The sequence below is a fragment of the Marinicauda pacifica genome (assembly GCF_004793635.1).
In the GTDB taxonomy this organism is placed as follows: Bacteria; Pseudomonadota; Alphaproteobacteria; order Caulobacterales; family Maricaulaceae; genus Marinicauda; species Marinicauda pacifica.
This window is the reverse complement of record NZ_SRXV01000003.1, coordinates 316,884-330,541: the sequence shown is the minus strand read 5'-3', so window position 1 is coordinate 330,541 and position 13,658 is coordinate 316,884. Positions and strand designations below refer to the sequence as shown.

11 protein-coding genes are annotated in these 13,658 nt (G+C 66.4%); 4 read left to right on the top strand and 7 right to left on the bottom strand.

All coding sequences use genetic code 11. The features are described from left to right. Positions 1-158 precede the first annotated feature (158 nt). Genes E5162_RS11530 through E5162_RS11520 form a run of 3 tightly spaced genes read left to right on the top strand, consistent with a single transcriptional unit; the run spans position 159 to position 4,880 of the window. Positions 159-1,826: an MFS transporter gene (locus tag E5162_RS11530; RefSeq protein WP_135945404.1), complete on the top strand. Its 1,668-nt coding sequence runs from the start codon at positions 159-161 to the stop codon at positions 1,824-1,826. Continuing rightward, complete coding sequence (locus E5162_RS11525; RefSeq protein ID WP_135945403.1) at positions 1,819-3,150, top strand: hypothetical protein; 1,332 nt, start codon at positions 1,819-1,821, stop codon at positions 3,148-3,150. The genes E5162_RS11530 and E5162_RS11525 overlap by 8 nt, the downstream gene beginning before the upstream one ends. Before the next feature lie 8 nt (positions 3,151-3,158). Continuing rightward, positions 3,159-4,880, top strand: coding sequence for a carboxylesterase/lipase family protein (locus tag E5162_RS11520; RefSeq protein WP_135945402.1), 1,722 nt, complete (start codon positions 3,159-3,161; stop codon positions 4,878-4,880). Here E5162_RS11520 and E5162_RS11515 read toward each other — a convergent pair. The 3 genes from E5162_RS11515 to E5162_RS11505 all read right to left on the bottom strand — a co-directional run bounded on the left by E5162_RS11515 (position 4,877) and on the right by E5162_RS11505 (position 8,345). After that, positions 4,877-6,472, bottom strand: coding sequence for an ABC-F family ATP-binding cassette domain-containing protein (locus E5162_RS11515; RefSeq protein ID WP_135945401.1), 1,596 nt, complete (start codon positions 6,470-6,472; stop codon positions 4,877-4,879). The genes E5162_RS11520 and E5162_RS11515 overlap by 4 nt on opposite strands. Positions 6,473-6,746: 274 nt before the next feature. Beyond that, positions 6,747-7,505 carry a methyltransferase domain-containing protein gene (locus tag E5162_RS11510; protein WP_135945400.1) on the bottom strand — a complete coding sequence of 253 codons (759 nt, stop codon included), beginning with the start codon at positions 7,503-7,505 and terminating at the stop codon, positions 6,747-6,749. 261 nt (positions 7,506-7,766) lie between these two features. Further along, positions 7,767-8,345: a TetR/AcrR family transcriptional regulator gene (locus tag E5162_RS11505; protein WP_135945705.1), complete on the bottom strand. Its 579-nt coding sequence runs from the start codon at positions 8,343-8,345 to the stop codon at positions 7,767-7,769. 203 nt (positions 8,346-8,548) lie between these two features. On the opposite strand from E5162_RS11505, the gene E5162_RS11500 reads away from it, so the two are divergent. Beyond that, entirely contained in the window at positions 8,549-8,947 is a 399-nt protein-coding gene (locus tag E5162_RS11500) for a RidA family protein (RefSeq protein WP_135945399.1), read from the top strand. Between the two features lie 155 nt (positions 8,948-9,102). On the opposite strand, the gene E5162_RS11495 is transcribed toward E5162_RS11500, so the two are convergent. The 4 genes from E5162_RS11495 to E5162_RS11480 all read right to left on the bottom strand — a co-directional run bounded on the left by E5162_RS11495 (position 9,103) and on the right by E5162_RS11480 (position 13,421). Further along, on the bottom strand, positions 9,103-9,417 hold the full coding sequence (locus E5162_RS11495) for a HigA family addiction module antitoxin (RefSeq protein WP_135945398.1): 315 nt from the start codon (positions 9,415-9,417) through the stop codon (positions 9,103-9,105). Beyond that, a complete protein-coding gene (locus E5162_RS11490) occupies positions 9,389-9,673 on the bottom strand; it encodes a type II toxin-antitoxin system RelE/ParE family toxin (RefSeq protein ID WP_135945397.1) in 285 nt (94 codons plus the stop codon). Before E5162_RS11490 ends, E5162_RS11495 begins: the two co-directional genes overlap by 29 nt. Positions 9,674-9,826: 153 nt before the next feature. Then, positions 9,827-12,283 carry a DUF305 domain-containing protein gene (locus tag E5162_RS11485; RefSeq protein WP_135945396.1) on the bottom strand — a complete coding sequence of 819 codons (2,457 nt, stop codon included), beginning with the start codon at positions 12,281-12,283 and terminating at the stop codon, positions 9,827-9,829. A gap of 136 nt (positions 12,284-12,419) precedes the next feature. Next, the gene (locus E5162_RS11480) at positions 12,420-13,421 is read right to left on the bottom strand and encodes an LLM class flavin-dependent oxidoreductase (RefSeq protein WP_135945395.1); all 1,002 of its coding nucleotides are present in this window, start codon (positions 13,419-13,421) and stop codon (positions 12,420-12,422) included. Between the last annotated feature and the right edge of the window lie 237 nt (positions 13,422-13,658).

The window sequence follows — 13,658 nt, the reverse complement described above, 5'->3', positions numbered from 1 at the left end:
TTGCGGCTTGGCTTGCGGTGCGGTTTATGTATTAACTCACGTGTGAGCGAATGAAATCCGGCGCGGGGAGGAGGGTTGCTCGTCCCGCGCCGTCTTATACGAGCCGAATGCCGGCGACAGACCGGCAATGGCTCCCGACACAGGGGAGGGACAGGCCCATGGCCGCCGACGACACGCAGGCGCCAGCCGCGCACAAATTCAGTTCGAACGACGTCAAGGTCATCGCGGCCTCGTCACTCGGTACCATGTTCGAATGGTACGACTTCTATCTGTACGGCCTGCTGGCCGGGTATATCTCCGTCAAATTCTTCTCCGGTGTCAACGAGACGACCGCCTTCATCCTGGCGCTGGCCGCGTTTGCGGCGGGCTTCGCTATCCGGCCGCTCGGCTCGATCGTCTTCGGGCGCGTGGGCGACATGGTGGGCCGGAAGAACACATTCTTGGTCACGATGGGACTGATGGGCCTGTCGACCTTCGCGGTCGGCTTCCTGCCGAGCTATGATGCCATCGGGATTACCGCCCCGATCATTCTCGTCGCCCTCCGCCTGCTTCAGGGCCTCGCGGTGGGCGGGGAATATGGGGGCGCGGCGACCTACGTGGCCGAGCACGCCCCCATGGGCAAGCGGGGCTTCTTTACCAGCTTCATCCAGACCACCGCCACGATCGGCCTGTTCATCGCGCTGCTCTTCGTGATCGGCCTGCGCGCCATTCTCGGAGAGGAGGCTTTTTCCGACTGGGGCTGGCGCCTGCCCTTCCTGCTCTCGATCTTCCTGCTGGTGATCTCGCTCTGGATCCGGTTCCAGCTCGCGGAAAGCCCGACCTTCCAGAAGATGAAAGACGAAGGCACGACGTCCAAAGCGCCGCTGGCTGAAGCCTTCGGGCGCTGGTCAAACCTTAAGCTGATCCTGATCGCCCTTTTCGGCGGCGTCGCCGGTCAGGCGGTGATCGGCTATACCGGCCAGTTCTACACGCTCTTCTACCTGGAGCGGATCGCAGACGTCGATCCGGCGACCTCCAACATCCTGCTGGTGATTGCACTGATCATCGCGACGCCGACCTTCGTCTTCTTCGGCTGGCTCAGCGACAAGATCGGCCGCAAGAAGATCATCATGACCGCCTGCATTCTGGCCGCACTGACCCTGTTTCCCCTGTTCAAGGCGTTGACCCATGCGGCCAATCCCGAGCTGGCCCAGGCGGTTCGGGAGGCCCCGGTCACGGTGACTGCGGCTCCGGGCGAATGCTCGATCCAGTTCGACCCGATCGGCCGGAACACGTTCGACAGCAGCAGCTGCGACATTGCCAAAGCGTATCTCGCGCGCAACGGCATCAACTACGCCAATGCCGAAGCACCGGCCGGCACGCTCGCCACTGTGACGATCAGCGATCGGGTCATCACCGCGCCCGACCCGGCCGCGCTTGGCGAGGCGGAGCTAGCCGCGCAGATCGACGCGTTCCGGCAGGAGGTCGGAGCGGAGCTCGTTGCCGCCGGCTATCCCGACGAGGCCGACCCGGCCAAGATCAACCGGCCACTCGTCATCGCGATCATCGTGGCCATCATGTTGATGGTCACCGCGGCCTATGCGCCGCTCGCGGCCATGCTCGTCGAGCTGTTTCCGGCCCGCATCCGCTACACGTCCATGTCGCTGCCCTATCATATCGGCAATGGCTGGTTCGGTGGATTTTTGCCCACGGTGGCCTTCGCGATGGTCGCTGCGACCGGTAACATCCATTTCGGGCTCTGGTATCCGGTGCTGATCGCGGCGATGACGGCGATTGTCGGACTCCTCTTCCTGCCCGAGACGTTCCGGAGGAATATCGATGAGTGATCGGGCCGACACCTTCCACAGCGGAGCCGGCACGACGCGGCGCAACTTCTTGGCCGCCTCGGCGGCCGCGCCCATCATCGCTGCTGCCGGTACGTCCCGCGCCGCTGCGCAGGGGAACCAGGGCAGCCGGGCCGCCGAGGATCTCCAACGCTATATCGCGTTCGGAAACAAGCAATCGGGCGGGCCGGGGGATGACGCCTGCGGCGCCTGGCTGGAGGCCGAGCTGGCCCAGGCCGGCTTCCAGACGGAACGCCAGTATTTCTCGGCGCCCTGGTTTGAAAGCGTCCGCGCAGAGCTCAGCGACGGCACGGCGCGAGCGTCCGTCTGGCCTCAGCCCATCGTACAGACGACGCCCGCCGAAGGAGTGACGGCGCCCATCGTGCGCGTGGATGCGCAGGGTCTGGCGCAGCGGCCGCTGGACGGCGCGATCGCGCTCGTCGATCTGTCCCACGCGCGCTGGTCGTCGATGTTCTGGCCCGGGGTCGCCACGCCGGTCGGGCGGGCCTTCGAGGGCGGGGCGCTGGCCTGCGTCATCGTCACGAACGGGCCGACCGGAAAGATCATCGCGCTCAATACCGATGGCCGCGAGCCGCTTTATCCCAACCCAGTCGCCTTGCTGGCTCCCGAAGATGCCGCGCCCTTCCTGGCCGCCGTGATCGACGGGCGCGACGTCACGCTGACCGTGACCGGCGAGGGTGGCCGGCGGCGCGCGTTCAACCTGGCCGGACGGCTCGACCGCGGGCGGGGCCGCTGGCTGGTCGTGTCCACGCCGCGCTCGGGCTGGTTTACCTGCGCGGGCGAGCGCGGGGGCGGGATTGCCGCATGGCTCCACCTGGCGCGCTGGGCCGTGCGCGCGGCGCCTGAGTACGATCTCGCCTTTGTCTGCAATAGCGGCCACGAATACCAGTATCTGGGCGCGGAGGAGTTGCTGCACTCGGTTGCCCCGTCTCCGGAGGAGACCGCGTTCTGGCTCCATCTGGGAGCCAACCTAGCCGCGCGCGATTGGCACGAAGCCGTTGGCGGGTTGATGCCGCTGCCCGGCACCGATTCGCAGCGCTATCTCGTGGTCAGCCCGCCCCTGCTGCCTGCGGCCCGGGAGGAATTTGCCGGTCTGTCCGGGCTGGAGGGCCCTTACTCCAGCGAGACGCTCTCGGCCGGCGAGCTGAGCAATGTGATCGAGGCCGGCTACGCGCCGGTTGCCGGCGTTTTCGGCGTCCATCGCTTCCACCATGTGGCCGAGGACGATGCGCGCTGTGTTTCCGGGGATGCCGTGTCCGAGACGACGGCCGCGTTTCAGCGGCTGGTCGAACGTGTTCTGATCTGAGGCCTGCCATGCTGGACCGACCTGCCGAAATCCGCCCGGTGCTGACCCTGACCTGCGCGGTTCTTCTGATGTCTCTGACCGGATGCGCCCGTGCGTCCGGCAGCGAGGCCCACGCCGATAACCCCGATCTGGAAGCCCCGGCCTCGGAAACCCCGGTCTCGGAGGCCCCTGTCGTGGAGATCGCGCAGGGCCGTCTTGAAGGGGTCAGGCGCGAGGGGCTGACTGTCTTCAAGGGAATTGCGTATGCGGCGCCGCCTGTGGGCGATCTGCGCTGGCGCGAGCCCGGACCGGCCCCGGCCTGGGACGGAACGCGCACCGCGGAGGCTTTCGGTCCGGCCTGCATCCAGCCGGCCATTCCTCCCACCAGCCTCTATTTCGATCCGCCTCACGCCACGTCTGAAGATTGCCTCACACTCAATGTCTGGGCGCCCGCCCGCGCCCAGGAGGCGCCGGTCATCGTCTGGATTCATGGCGGCTCGCTGCGCATCGGAGGCAGCGCCCGGCCCATGTATGACGGGGCGGCGCTCGCCCGGCGCGGCGTCGTGCTGGTGTCGATCAACTACCGTCTCGGCGTGCTGGGCTGGCTTGCCCACCCGGAACTCACCGCAGAGTCGCCCCGCCAGGCCTCAGGCAATTACGGACTGCTCGACCAGATCGCAGCCTTGCGCTGGGTGCAGGAGAATATCGAGGCGTTCGGCGGCGACCCGGACAATGTCACCGTCATGGGGGAATCGGCAGGCGCCCTCAGTGTCACCTATCTGATGAGCAGTCCGCTGGCCTCCGGCCTTTTCGACAAGGCGATTGCGCAAAGCCCGAATATCCGTGCCGTACCGGAGCTGTCCCGGCCCGCATTCGGCTTGCCTTCTGCCGAGGCCATCGGAAAGCACCTGAGCGAGGCGCTGGACGCGCCCACGCTCGAGGATCTGCGCGCCATGGACGCCCAGGCGCTGGTCGATGCGTCCACCCGGCAGCGCTTCATCAGCCAGGGCACGATCGATGGCTGGTCCCTGCCGGTCCAGGTCCTCGACGCGCTGGAAGAGGACCGCCAGGCCCGGGTTCCGCTTCTGGCCGGGTTCAACAGCGGCGAACTGCGCTCGCAGCGTGCCCTGCTGCCGCCCATTCCCGAAAGCGCAACCGCCTATGAAGAGACGATCCGGTGCGGTTACGGCAATCTTGCCGACGACTTCCTGCGCCTCTATCCGGTCAGCGACCTGCACCAGTCCACCCTGGATACCTTCCGCGATGCCATCTATGGCTGGGCGGTAGAGCGCCTGGTCGCCGAGCAGTCGCGCGACGGCCTGCCGGCCTATCTCTATATCTTCGATCATTGCAGCGATGCGGCCCGAGTCCGCGATCTCTGCGCCTTCCACGCCAGCGACCTGCCTTACGTGTTCGGCCAGGTGGGCGAGGATGCCGCGCTGGCGCCGAACTGGCCCGCGCCGGACGGCGAGGGGGCGCGCGCCCTGTCTGCGTCCATGATCGACTACTGGGTCTCCTTTGCGGCCAGCGGAACGCCTGAAAGCGACGGCGCTGCCGCTTGGCGGCCCTATTCCGAGGACGAAGCCTATCTTCGCTTCGCCGACCGGCCGCTGGCCGGCACCGATCCGGTATCCGGCATGTTCGAATTGCAGAACGAATGGGTGCGCCGTCGGCGTGAAGCCGGAGCGCAATGGTTCATCGATGTCGGCGTGAATGCGGATCCGGCCTGCGCCGCGCGGGACGGAGGCTAGGCGCTTACCTGCCGCTTGTCTGCCTGCAGGACGAGCTTCCTGTAATCGTTGAGGTCCCCGTCATAGCGCGAGGCGCGTCCGTCCTTGACCAGCCAGAGCTGGTCGGCGGTCCCCTCGGCCAGGTAGACGTCGTGGGTGATCAGCACGACGGCGCCATTATAGTCGTTCAGCGCGTAGATCAGCGCTTCCCGGCTGTCGATATCCAGGTGCGAAGTCGGTTCGTCCAGGATCAGGATGTGGGGTTTCTCCATTGCCATCAGGCCCAGCAGCAGCCGGACTTTCTCGCCGCCGGACAGCTTCTCGATATTGGTCTCGACCTTCTCGTGCGCGAACCCCATCGCGGCGGCGGCGGCGCGCTGTTTCGACACCGGCGCGCCGTCGGGCAGGGCATCGCGGACATGGTCGAGCACCGTCTCGCCGGGTCGAAGCTCGTCCATCTGGTCCTGCGAAAAATAGCCGATGCGCAGCGAGCGCGGCGCCGTACGCTCGCCGGAGATCAGCGTCAGGCGTTCGGCGATGGACTTGACCAGTGTGGTCTTGCCCTGGCCGTTGGCGCCGACGATGGCAATGCGGTCTTCCGGGTCCAGGCGCAGATCGACACCCGACAGGATCACCGCGTCCTCGCCATACCCGACCGAAGCGTCCCGCAGCTGGAGCAAAGGCGGGGAGAGCTTGTCGGTCGAGGTCGGGAAGGAGAAGGGCGTCGTGCGCTCCTCCAGCGGAACCGTGATCTCCGTCATCTTCTCGAGCATCTTCACGCGCGATTGGGCCTGGCTGGCCTTGGACGCCTTCGCGCGGAAACGGTCGATGAAGGCCTGCAAGTGCGCCCTGTCTGCGTCCTGCTTGGCGCGCTGGCTCTCCAGCAGCGCGGTCTTGGCCGCGCGCAGTTTCAGCCAGGCGTCATAGCCGCCGGGCGAGATGGAGAGCTGCTTGTGCTCCAGCGCCATGGTGTGGGTCACGCACCGGTTCAGCATCTCGCGGTCGTGCGAGACGACGATCACGGTGTGCGGGTATTTCTTCAGATAGCTTTCCAGCCAGGCCGCACCCTCCAGGTCGAGATAGTTGGTCGGCTCGTCCAGCAGCAACAGGTCGGGTTCGGAGAACAATACGCCCGCAATGGCGGCGCGCATGCGCCAGCCGCCGGAAAATTCGCGCGTCGGGCGGTACAGATCGCCATCGCTGAAGCCCAGCCCCATCAGCACGTCGGCGGCGCGCGCCTCGGCCGACCAGGCATCGATATCGGCCAGCCGCATGTGGATCTCCGCGATCCGGTCGGGGTCGAGCGCGGTCTCGGCTTCCTGCATCAGGGCGTGGCGTTCGAGGTCGGTGGCCAGGACCACGTCCAGGATCGTCTCGTCGGAGGGTTCGACTTCCTGCGCGACCCAGCCCATGCGCGCGCCCTTGTTCAGGCGGATCGCCGAATCCGGGGAGGGCTGCTCGATCTCCTCGCGGATCAGCTTCAGCAAGGTCGATTTGCCCGTACCGTTGCGGCCGACCAGGCCGACCTTCCAGCCGCTGGAAACCTGCGCGGAGGCGTTCTCGAACAGAGAGCGCGCGCCGATGCGATAGTCGAGATTTGAGATCGTGAGCATGGGGTGCGGTGTAACCGACCCAGCGCGCGGCGCAATGGCCGGACACCGGGCCCGCGCACCTGCCACATAATCGTCACGCGGCGGGCGTGATCGCGTATTGAGAGTCGAAACCGGCAAGGAGGCGGCTCCTACTACTACCACGACTCTCATCCTGCCGGAGCACGCCTGCGGATGGATGCAAATTGAGAAAGAGCCGGCGCGCAGTGTAGCGCGTCAGGCGCTGGCGGGGATTAGGCGCGGTGGCTCCGGCCGTGTCCGGATGCACCGGGCTGGCTCAATCGGCCGGTTTGCGCGCCCAGCCGCAGAAGACCAGCTCCCAGACCAGGGTGGCGCCGGCGCGGCGGCGCTCCTGGCGGAGGCTGTGATCGAGCAGCTCGGTATCGACCTCACCGGTCTTCACGATCCCGTACCGCTCCAGCCGGGGCATCACGCCGGCAATGATCTGCGCGATCGGATAGTCGCTGTCCGGAGTCAGCACGTTCGCCCTCGCCTCCACCTTTTCCACCTTGTAGCCAGCCTCGGTGAAGGCCCGGTGCAGATCGTGTCCCATGTTCAGATGCGCGCCTTCATGCTCCAGCATCTGGCGCAGCCAGGACCGCACCGTGCGGTGCAAGGGCAGGTCGGCGCGCGGATCGTCGGCCGTCACCATGTCGTGTTCGTGGAAGAGCACGTGGCCGCCGGGACGCAGGGCCGGGAATAGCGCCTTGAGCGCAGCGACAGGATCGCGCTGGTATTTCAGCACCCGGCGACCGACAACGCCGTCCCATCCCTTCGCGTCCTCCGGCGCCGCGTCGAACCCGGCCTGAATGAGGTCCACCCGGTCTGACAGACCGGCCGCGTCAAGCCGCCTGCGCGCCACGTTGAGCATGCCTGCATCGATGTCGGCGCCCCAGACATGCCCGCCCGGCCCGACCCGGCGGGCCAGCATTTCTGTCACGACCCCGGGACCGCAGCCGATATCCAGCAGGCGCTGCCCGCGTCCGATCCCGGCCTCATCGAGCCATTGCCCGGTCATCAGATCGACAGCATTCATGGGTCTCTCGCGTTATAATGTTACACTGCGAGACAGTCCGGTCTCTCTCCCCCCAGGTCAATGCATCCGTGAGACCGGCCGCGAAATTTCGCCATGCCGGGCAAGCGCGGGATGGCTCTCTTTCCCCCCCTCTCTACCGCCTCCCTTCCTCTTTCCTGACGACAGTCAGGACCCAGGGAGGACGCGCGGAGCCTTACGATCCTTGGATCCCGGCCTTCGCCGGGAAAGAGGAGGGAGACGCCTCCGCCTACCCTCCGGTCTTCAGGAATGCGCCTTCGCGTCCTTCAGCAAGCCTGTTGCCATCAGGCGGAACGCCTCGACGGCCTTGGGAAGGACGGCGTGCGGATCATCGCTGGCGGCAACCCACAGGGCGGCATTGAGCGCGGCTCCGCTCAGGAGGCGGGCCGCGGCTTCGACGTCGACGGGCTTCAGGACGTTTGAGGCAATCAAGCGGGCCACCGCCTGCTTCGTCAGATCGAGGCAGGCATTCTGGCTCGGCCATTGTGACGGATCGCCCAGGAAGGCCGGCCCGTCCAGCAGGACGATCCGGCGCACCTCCGGGTCCAGCGCCATCTCGATATAGGCTGAGCCTTCCGCCAGCAGCCCCTCCCATTCGCTCGGCGAGGCGGCAGCCGCCTCCCGGGCGCGTTCCGCCATCTCGGCGTCGACCTCGGCGACCACGGCGGCCAGCAGGCCCGTCTTGTCGCCGAAATTGTGGTAGAGCGCGCCGCGCGTCAGGCCCGCATCGGCCGTGAGCTCATCCATCGAGGCGGCGGCGAAGCCCTTCGCGGCGAAAGCGCGCCGCGCGGCCGAGACCAGCCTCGCCCGGTTGGCTTCCATCGTTTCGGTCCGGCGGCTTGCAGCCAAGCGTCCTCTCCCTTTTTCATTCACATACGAAACGCATGTGAATTTGACATACGGCACGTATCTGAATAATTGACATACGCGCTGTATATCACGATCCGGCGCGCGCTCGAAATTCTCGCCGCCTCCCGGGTGCATTCCGCATCCTTGGGCGGCCCGGCCTCACGAAGGACCAGACCATGCCACAGCGCGATGCCATCTTTCCAAAAGACCGCCACGCCCTTTACGAAGCGCACGGCTACTCCGCCGCGATCCGCTCCGGCGATCTCCTCTTTGTTTCCGGTCAGGTCGGAAGCCGCCCTGACGGCTCGCCCGAACCGGACTTCCCGAGTCAGGTCCGACTGGCGTTTCAGAACCTCGAAGCGGTGCTCAAGGCGGCCGGGTGCACTTTGGAGGACATCGTGGACGTGACAACCTTCCACACCGATCCCGAAACCCAGTTCCCGGCCGTGATGGAGGCCAAGAGCGAGGCCTTCCCCCAAGCGCCTTATCCGAACTGGACCGCCGTCGGCGTCAACTGGCTTGCCGGCTTCGACTTCGAGATCAAGGTCATCGCGCGTATCCCGGCTGAAAGCTGAAGTGTCTCGCCAGGGCGGGATTCTGGGACAATGAGGCGGTCGGACACGAAGACAATCTCGCTTTTCCTGACGAGGGTCAGGAGCTGAGAGGCCAGCGCGCAAAGTTCGCGTCTGGTCCTGCATCCCATGCGCCCGACCGTCTTTTGATGCGCCTCTTACGCTGCCCTCGGCTCGATTGTGCTCAGATCGCCCTCGATTTCGCGGCGGCGTTCCATGAGGTCATAATCGGCCTGCAGGCCGAGGAAGAAGCCTTCCGACACGGCGAAATAGCGCGCTAGGCGCAGGTCGGTGTCGGCGGTTATGGCCCGCTTGCCTAGGACGATTTCATTAATCCGGCGAGGCGGCACATGCACCGCACGGGCCACCGCATTCTGGCTGAGAGCCATGGGCTTGAGGAATTCTTCAAGCAGAATCTCGCCGGGATGCGGGTTCGCTAAAAGCTCAGTCGTGATAGTCGACGATTTCGACATTGCTCGGTCCTCCGGTCTGCCATTCAAAGCAGATGCGCCACTGATCGTTGATCCGGATGCTGTGCTGTCCCTTACGCCCGCCCTTGAGGGCCTCAAGCCGGTTGCCGGGCGGCACGCGCATGTCTTGCAGGGTGCGCGCCTGGTTGAGCATGCGCAGCTTGCGCAACGCTACCGACTGGATATCTGGCGGCAGCTTGCGGCTCCGGCGTCCAGACCAGATCAATTCCGCTTCCGGGTCGCCGAAGCTCTGGATCATAAGAGAATATAACGTATATCGTCATATAACGCAATGCGTTATATCGGGCGCCGGTCGGAGTCTGACACCTCCTCGATGCCTGCCTGCTCACCCACGAAAAACGCCGCGATCCGGGATGGATCGCGGCGCTCTTCATAGGCTCTATGGCAGAGTTTAGCGCACGGCCTGCGCCACGCTGTCGATTACGCTGCGCAAGGCGGCAGTGCGCTGTGCCGTAAGGCTCCCGGCCTCTGGCGCGGGCAGATCATCGGCGAGGCTGCGCAATTGCGCGGCGAGATCCGGGTCGTCCGATCCGGACTCCCATTGGGCCGCGCTCTGCTCCAGGGCGCCGGTCAGGGCCGCCGCCAGATCGGGCGAAAGCGCCTCGGCGCGCACAAGCTGGTCGATATAGGCCAGGCCCACCACCGGATGGTCCGGCCAGGTCACCGGCATCTGCTGCTGCGGATTGAACGCCTTGCCCTGATCGGCCAGCGCAGCCGCCGCGATTTCGTTCGGCGAGAGGTACTCGCTCGGCTCCAGCGCGAAGACGTCCAGCCCGCGCACGATCTCGCTGGCGTAGATGCGTCCGTCATACCAGTAGCTCGACCAGTAGCCGCCCAGGACCAGAATGTCCTCGTCGATCGGCCCGCGGTCGAAGAAGGCGATTTCCACCGGGTTCTGCGCATCGGTGAAATCGATCACAGAGATCCCGCCCTGATACCAGGACTGCACGAACAGATCGCGGCCCGGCACCGGAATGACCGAACCGTTATGGGCGACGCAGTTTTCCACCTCGGTCTGGGCCGAGGGGATCTTGAAGTAGCTGGCAAAGTCGAGCCCGCCGTCATTGATGGTGTAGATCGCGTCGGCGCCCCAGGTGTCGGGATCGTGCGCGCGGCAGCGCGGGCGTCCGCCTCCGCCCCATTCGTCGGTGAACAACACTTTCGTGCCGTCATTGTTGAACGTCGCCGAGTGCCAGTAGGCAAAGCCCTGATCGACCACCGCATCGATGCGCCGGGGTGCGCGCGGATCGGTGATGTCGAACAGGATGCCGTTGCCCGAGCACGCCCCGGCGGCCAGGTCGAGCGAGGGGAAGACCGTGATGTCGTGGCACTGGTCGGTGCGGCGCGTGGTCTGCGTGTCCTCGCCGTGATCGCCGCCTTCCCACAGGCCGGCAATGCGTCCGGTCTCGTCGTCGGCGAAGACGCGCGGGCTGTCCACGATGCGCGCCGCGCCCGGATTGTCCACGGGGATCTCGATGACGTCGATGGAGAACAGCGCCGTCTCCTCGTCGCCTGGCAGGCCGGAAACGCAGCCGGCCAGCTCTTCCTCGTCGCGGATCGAGCTGGTGCCCGAATTGTAGACGACGATGGTCTCCTCGTCGCTGGAGACGACCGAATGGGTGTGCGAGCCGCGGCAGGTCTGCACCAGGCCGACCTGACGGGGCGCCACGGGATCGCTGATGTCGAAGATGCGCAAGCCCCGCAAGCGGTCCTCGCTCACCTCCTCGCTCACGCCCTGGCGGCCGCAATCGATCCGCGCGCGTGTATCCTGCACCGACACGATCAGCAGGTCGCCGACGATGGAGACATCGCCCTGGCCACCGGGACACACGACCGAGCTGATGAGCTGCGGCGCCTCGTCCGCGCCCAGCCGGTAGAGATTGAAGCCGTGATAATTGCCGACCGCCATCAGGTCGCCGGCAAACGCCATATCGGTATTGGAGAAGCTTAAGAAGGGCGCGCGTTCGGAGAAGCGGCGCTCGGCCTCCTCTTCGCTATCTTCTGCCGCCTCCTCGCTCTCGTTTGCGTCATCGCTGTCTTCCGAGCTCACTTCCGGCGGCAGGCCGGCCGGGTTCTCGGTGTCGAAAAAGCCGGTCGGCTTGGGCAGGCTCGCCACAAGGTCAAGGTTCGAGATCGCCTCGCCCGCATCGCGGAAGCCCGGCGAAAGTCCATTGCGCGGATCCTGCGACAGGCCCGCGAGGACCGCGTCCATGCGCCGTATCTCCGCCTGCTGCTCGCTGCGCACATCGTTGATGAAGTCGTACAGGACCGGATCGTAGGCCGAGCCGCCCTGCTCGAGCAGGTGATCGACCATCTCCACCGCACCATTATGGTGCTCGATCATCAGTCCAAGGAAGAGTTCGTCGAACTCGCTGCCGTTCGCTGCGGCCAGCGCCTCCATTTCGGCCGGCGTCGCCATGCCCGCCATCTGCTCGTGGCGCGCTTCGTGGTGCATGGCGTGGGGGTCGGCCGCCGGGTCCGGCGTCGCTTCGCCGCGTTCGCGTAGCCAGCCTTGCATGAAGGCGATCTCGTCGGCCTGGGACGCGTCGATCCGGCCCGCGATGGCGACCAGTTCCGGCGTGCTGGTGCGGTCCGCCACGAGATCGGCCATCTGCACGGCCTGGTAATGGTGCAGGATCATGGCCTGCATGAAATCGACATCGTCCTGGGAGTAGCGGTTGGCCGCGATCTGCACCGCTTCCTGCGCGCTCAGCTGACGGCCCGCCTCACCGGGGGCGCCCGGCTGCACGATCGGCGCGTCCTGGGCCAGTCCAGCCCCGGTCGCCGTCAGGCTGGCCGTGATCGCCGCGCAGGCCGTACCGATGAGAAATGCCGTTTTCCGGGCCATGAACTCCCCCTTCAAGTTATCTCGATCAGGCAAGACTAGCCGACGCGGGCGCGCAAACAAGCACGCTTCGGTTTCAATATGATCGCAGGAGGGCGGGGCGGCGCCGCCGCGGCCTGAACATAACTTCGGCCCGGCCTCAGGCCGCCGCGGTCCTGGCCAGGTCCGCCATTGCCTCGGCGGCAATCTCGAACGAGCGCAGGCGCGCGCCGTGATCGTGGATCTGGCCGGTCAGGATCACCTCGTCGGGCCGGTAGCGCTCGATCAGCGCGCGCAGCTCGCGCGCCACCGTGGCCGGGCTGCCCGTGGCGGAGATCGCCAGTGCCGCGTCGATTGCCGGCAGCGCGTCCGCGGGAATGGCGTCGCGAATGTCCTCGACCGGACGCGGCAACTTGCCCGGCTGGCCCGTGCGCAGGCGGTAGAAAGCCTGCTGCATGGTGGTCTTCAACCGCACGGCCTCTGCGTCGGTCTCTGCGGCAAAGACATTGATCGCCAGCATGGCGTGGGGCCGCTCGCACTCTTGCGAGGGGCGGAAGTCTTTACGGTAGCGCGCGAACGCCTGGTCGAGCGCGGCCGGCGCGAAATGGGAGGCGAAGGCATAGGGCAGGCCGTGCTCGGCCGCGACCGTGGCGCCGTAAAGCGAGGAGCCGAGAATCCACAGCGGCACGTGGGTGCCCTCGCCGGGATGGGCGCGCACGCGCATGTCGCTGCGGGCCGGACCGAACAGCGCGCGCAGCTCGCCGACCTCGTCGGAGAATTGCTCGGCCCGGCGCGGATGCACGCCCAGCGCCTGCATCACGGCATGATCGCCGCCCGGCGCGCGTCCGAGCCCCAGATCGATGCGGTCAGGATGCAGGGTTGCCAACGTGCCGAACGCTTCGGCCACGGCCAGCGGCGCATGATTGGGCAGCATGATCCCGCCTGCGCCCACGCGCATCCGGCGGGTGCGCGCCGCCACATGACCGATCAGCACCGCCGTCGCGGCCGAGGCGATGCCGGGCATGTTGTGATGCTCGGCCAGCCAGTAGCGGTGATAGCCCCACTCCTCGGCGCGCACGGCGAGGTCTTCCATATTGCGCAGCGCCTGCGCCGTGTCCGCGCCCTCCGGCACGGGGGCAAGATCGAGAAGGGAATAGCGCATGGCCGGGCTCCGAGCGTTGCTTTTCCTGTATCTAGGAGGCGCGGGGGGCCGGCGAAAGGGGCGCGGGAGGGGTGTGGTGGGGGTGCGGGCGTGGGGCGCTTGTGCAGACGGTGCCCGTAGAATGAATATCGGCCTCGATGCAGTTTCGGAGCGCGTAGCGGCGGGTGTCTTGAAGGTCATCGTTGCCAAGGCCGAAGGCTCAAAGGCTTTTTCGTCTTCCGGTACTGGCGAATCCTC

Bases quoted from the DNA above. Each gene is read 5' to 3' on its own strand.
- E5162_RS11500 (WP_135945399.1), top strand. From the start codon at position 8,549: ATGCCACAGCGCGATGCCATCTTTCCAAAAGACCGCCACGCCCTTTAC.
- E5162_RS11505 (WP_135945705.1), bottom strand. From the start codon at position 8,345: ATGGAAGCCAACCGGGCGAGGCTGGTCTCGGCCGCGCGGCGCGCTTTC.
- E5162_RS11525 (WP_135945403.1), top strand. From the start codon at position 1,819: ATGAGTGATCGGGCCGACACCTTCCACAGCGGAGCCGGCACGACGCGG.
- E5162_RS11520 (WP_135945402.1), top strand. From the start codon at position 3,159: ATGCTGGACCGACCTGCCGAAATCCGCCCGGTGCTGACCCTGACCTGC.
- E5162_RS11530 (WP_135945404.1), top strand. From the start codon at position 159: ATGGCCGCCGACGACACGCAGGCGCCAGCCGCGCACAAATTCAGTTCG.
- E5162_RS11480 (WP_135945395.1), bottom strand. From the start codon at position 13,421: ATGCGCTATTCCCTTCTCGATCTTGCCCCCGTGCCGGAGGGCGCGGAC.
- E5162_RS11485 (WP_135945396.1), bottom strand. From the start codon at position 12,283: ATGGCCCGGAAAACGGCATTTCTCATCGGTACGGCCTGCGCGGCGATC.
- E5162_RS11515 (WP_135945401.1), bottom strand. From the start codon at position 6,472: ATGCTCACGATCTCAAATCTCGACTATCGCATCGGCGCGCGCTCTCTG.
- E5162_RS11490 (WP_135945397.1), bottom strand. From the start codon at position 9,673: ATGATCCAGAGCTTCGGCGACCCGGAAGCGGAATTGATCTGGTCTGGA.
- E5162_RS11510 (WP_135945400.1), bottom strand. From the start codon at position 7,505: ATGAATGCTGTCGATCTGATGACCGGGCAATGGCTCGATGAGGCCGGG.
- E5162_RS11495 (WP_135945398.1), bottom strand. From the start codon at position 9,417: ATGTCGAAATCGTCGACTATCACGACTGAGCTTTTAGCGAACCCGCAT.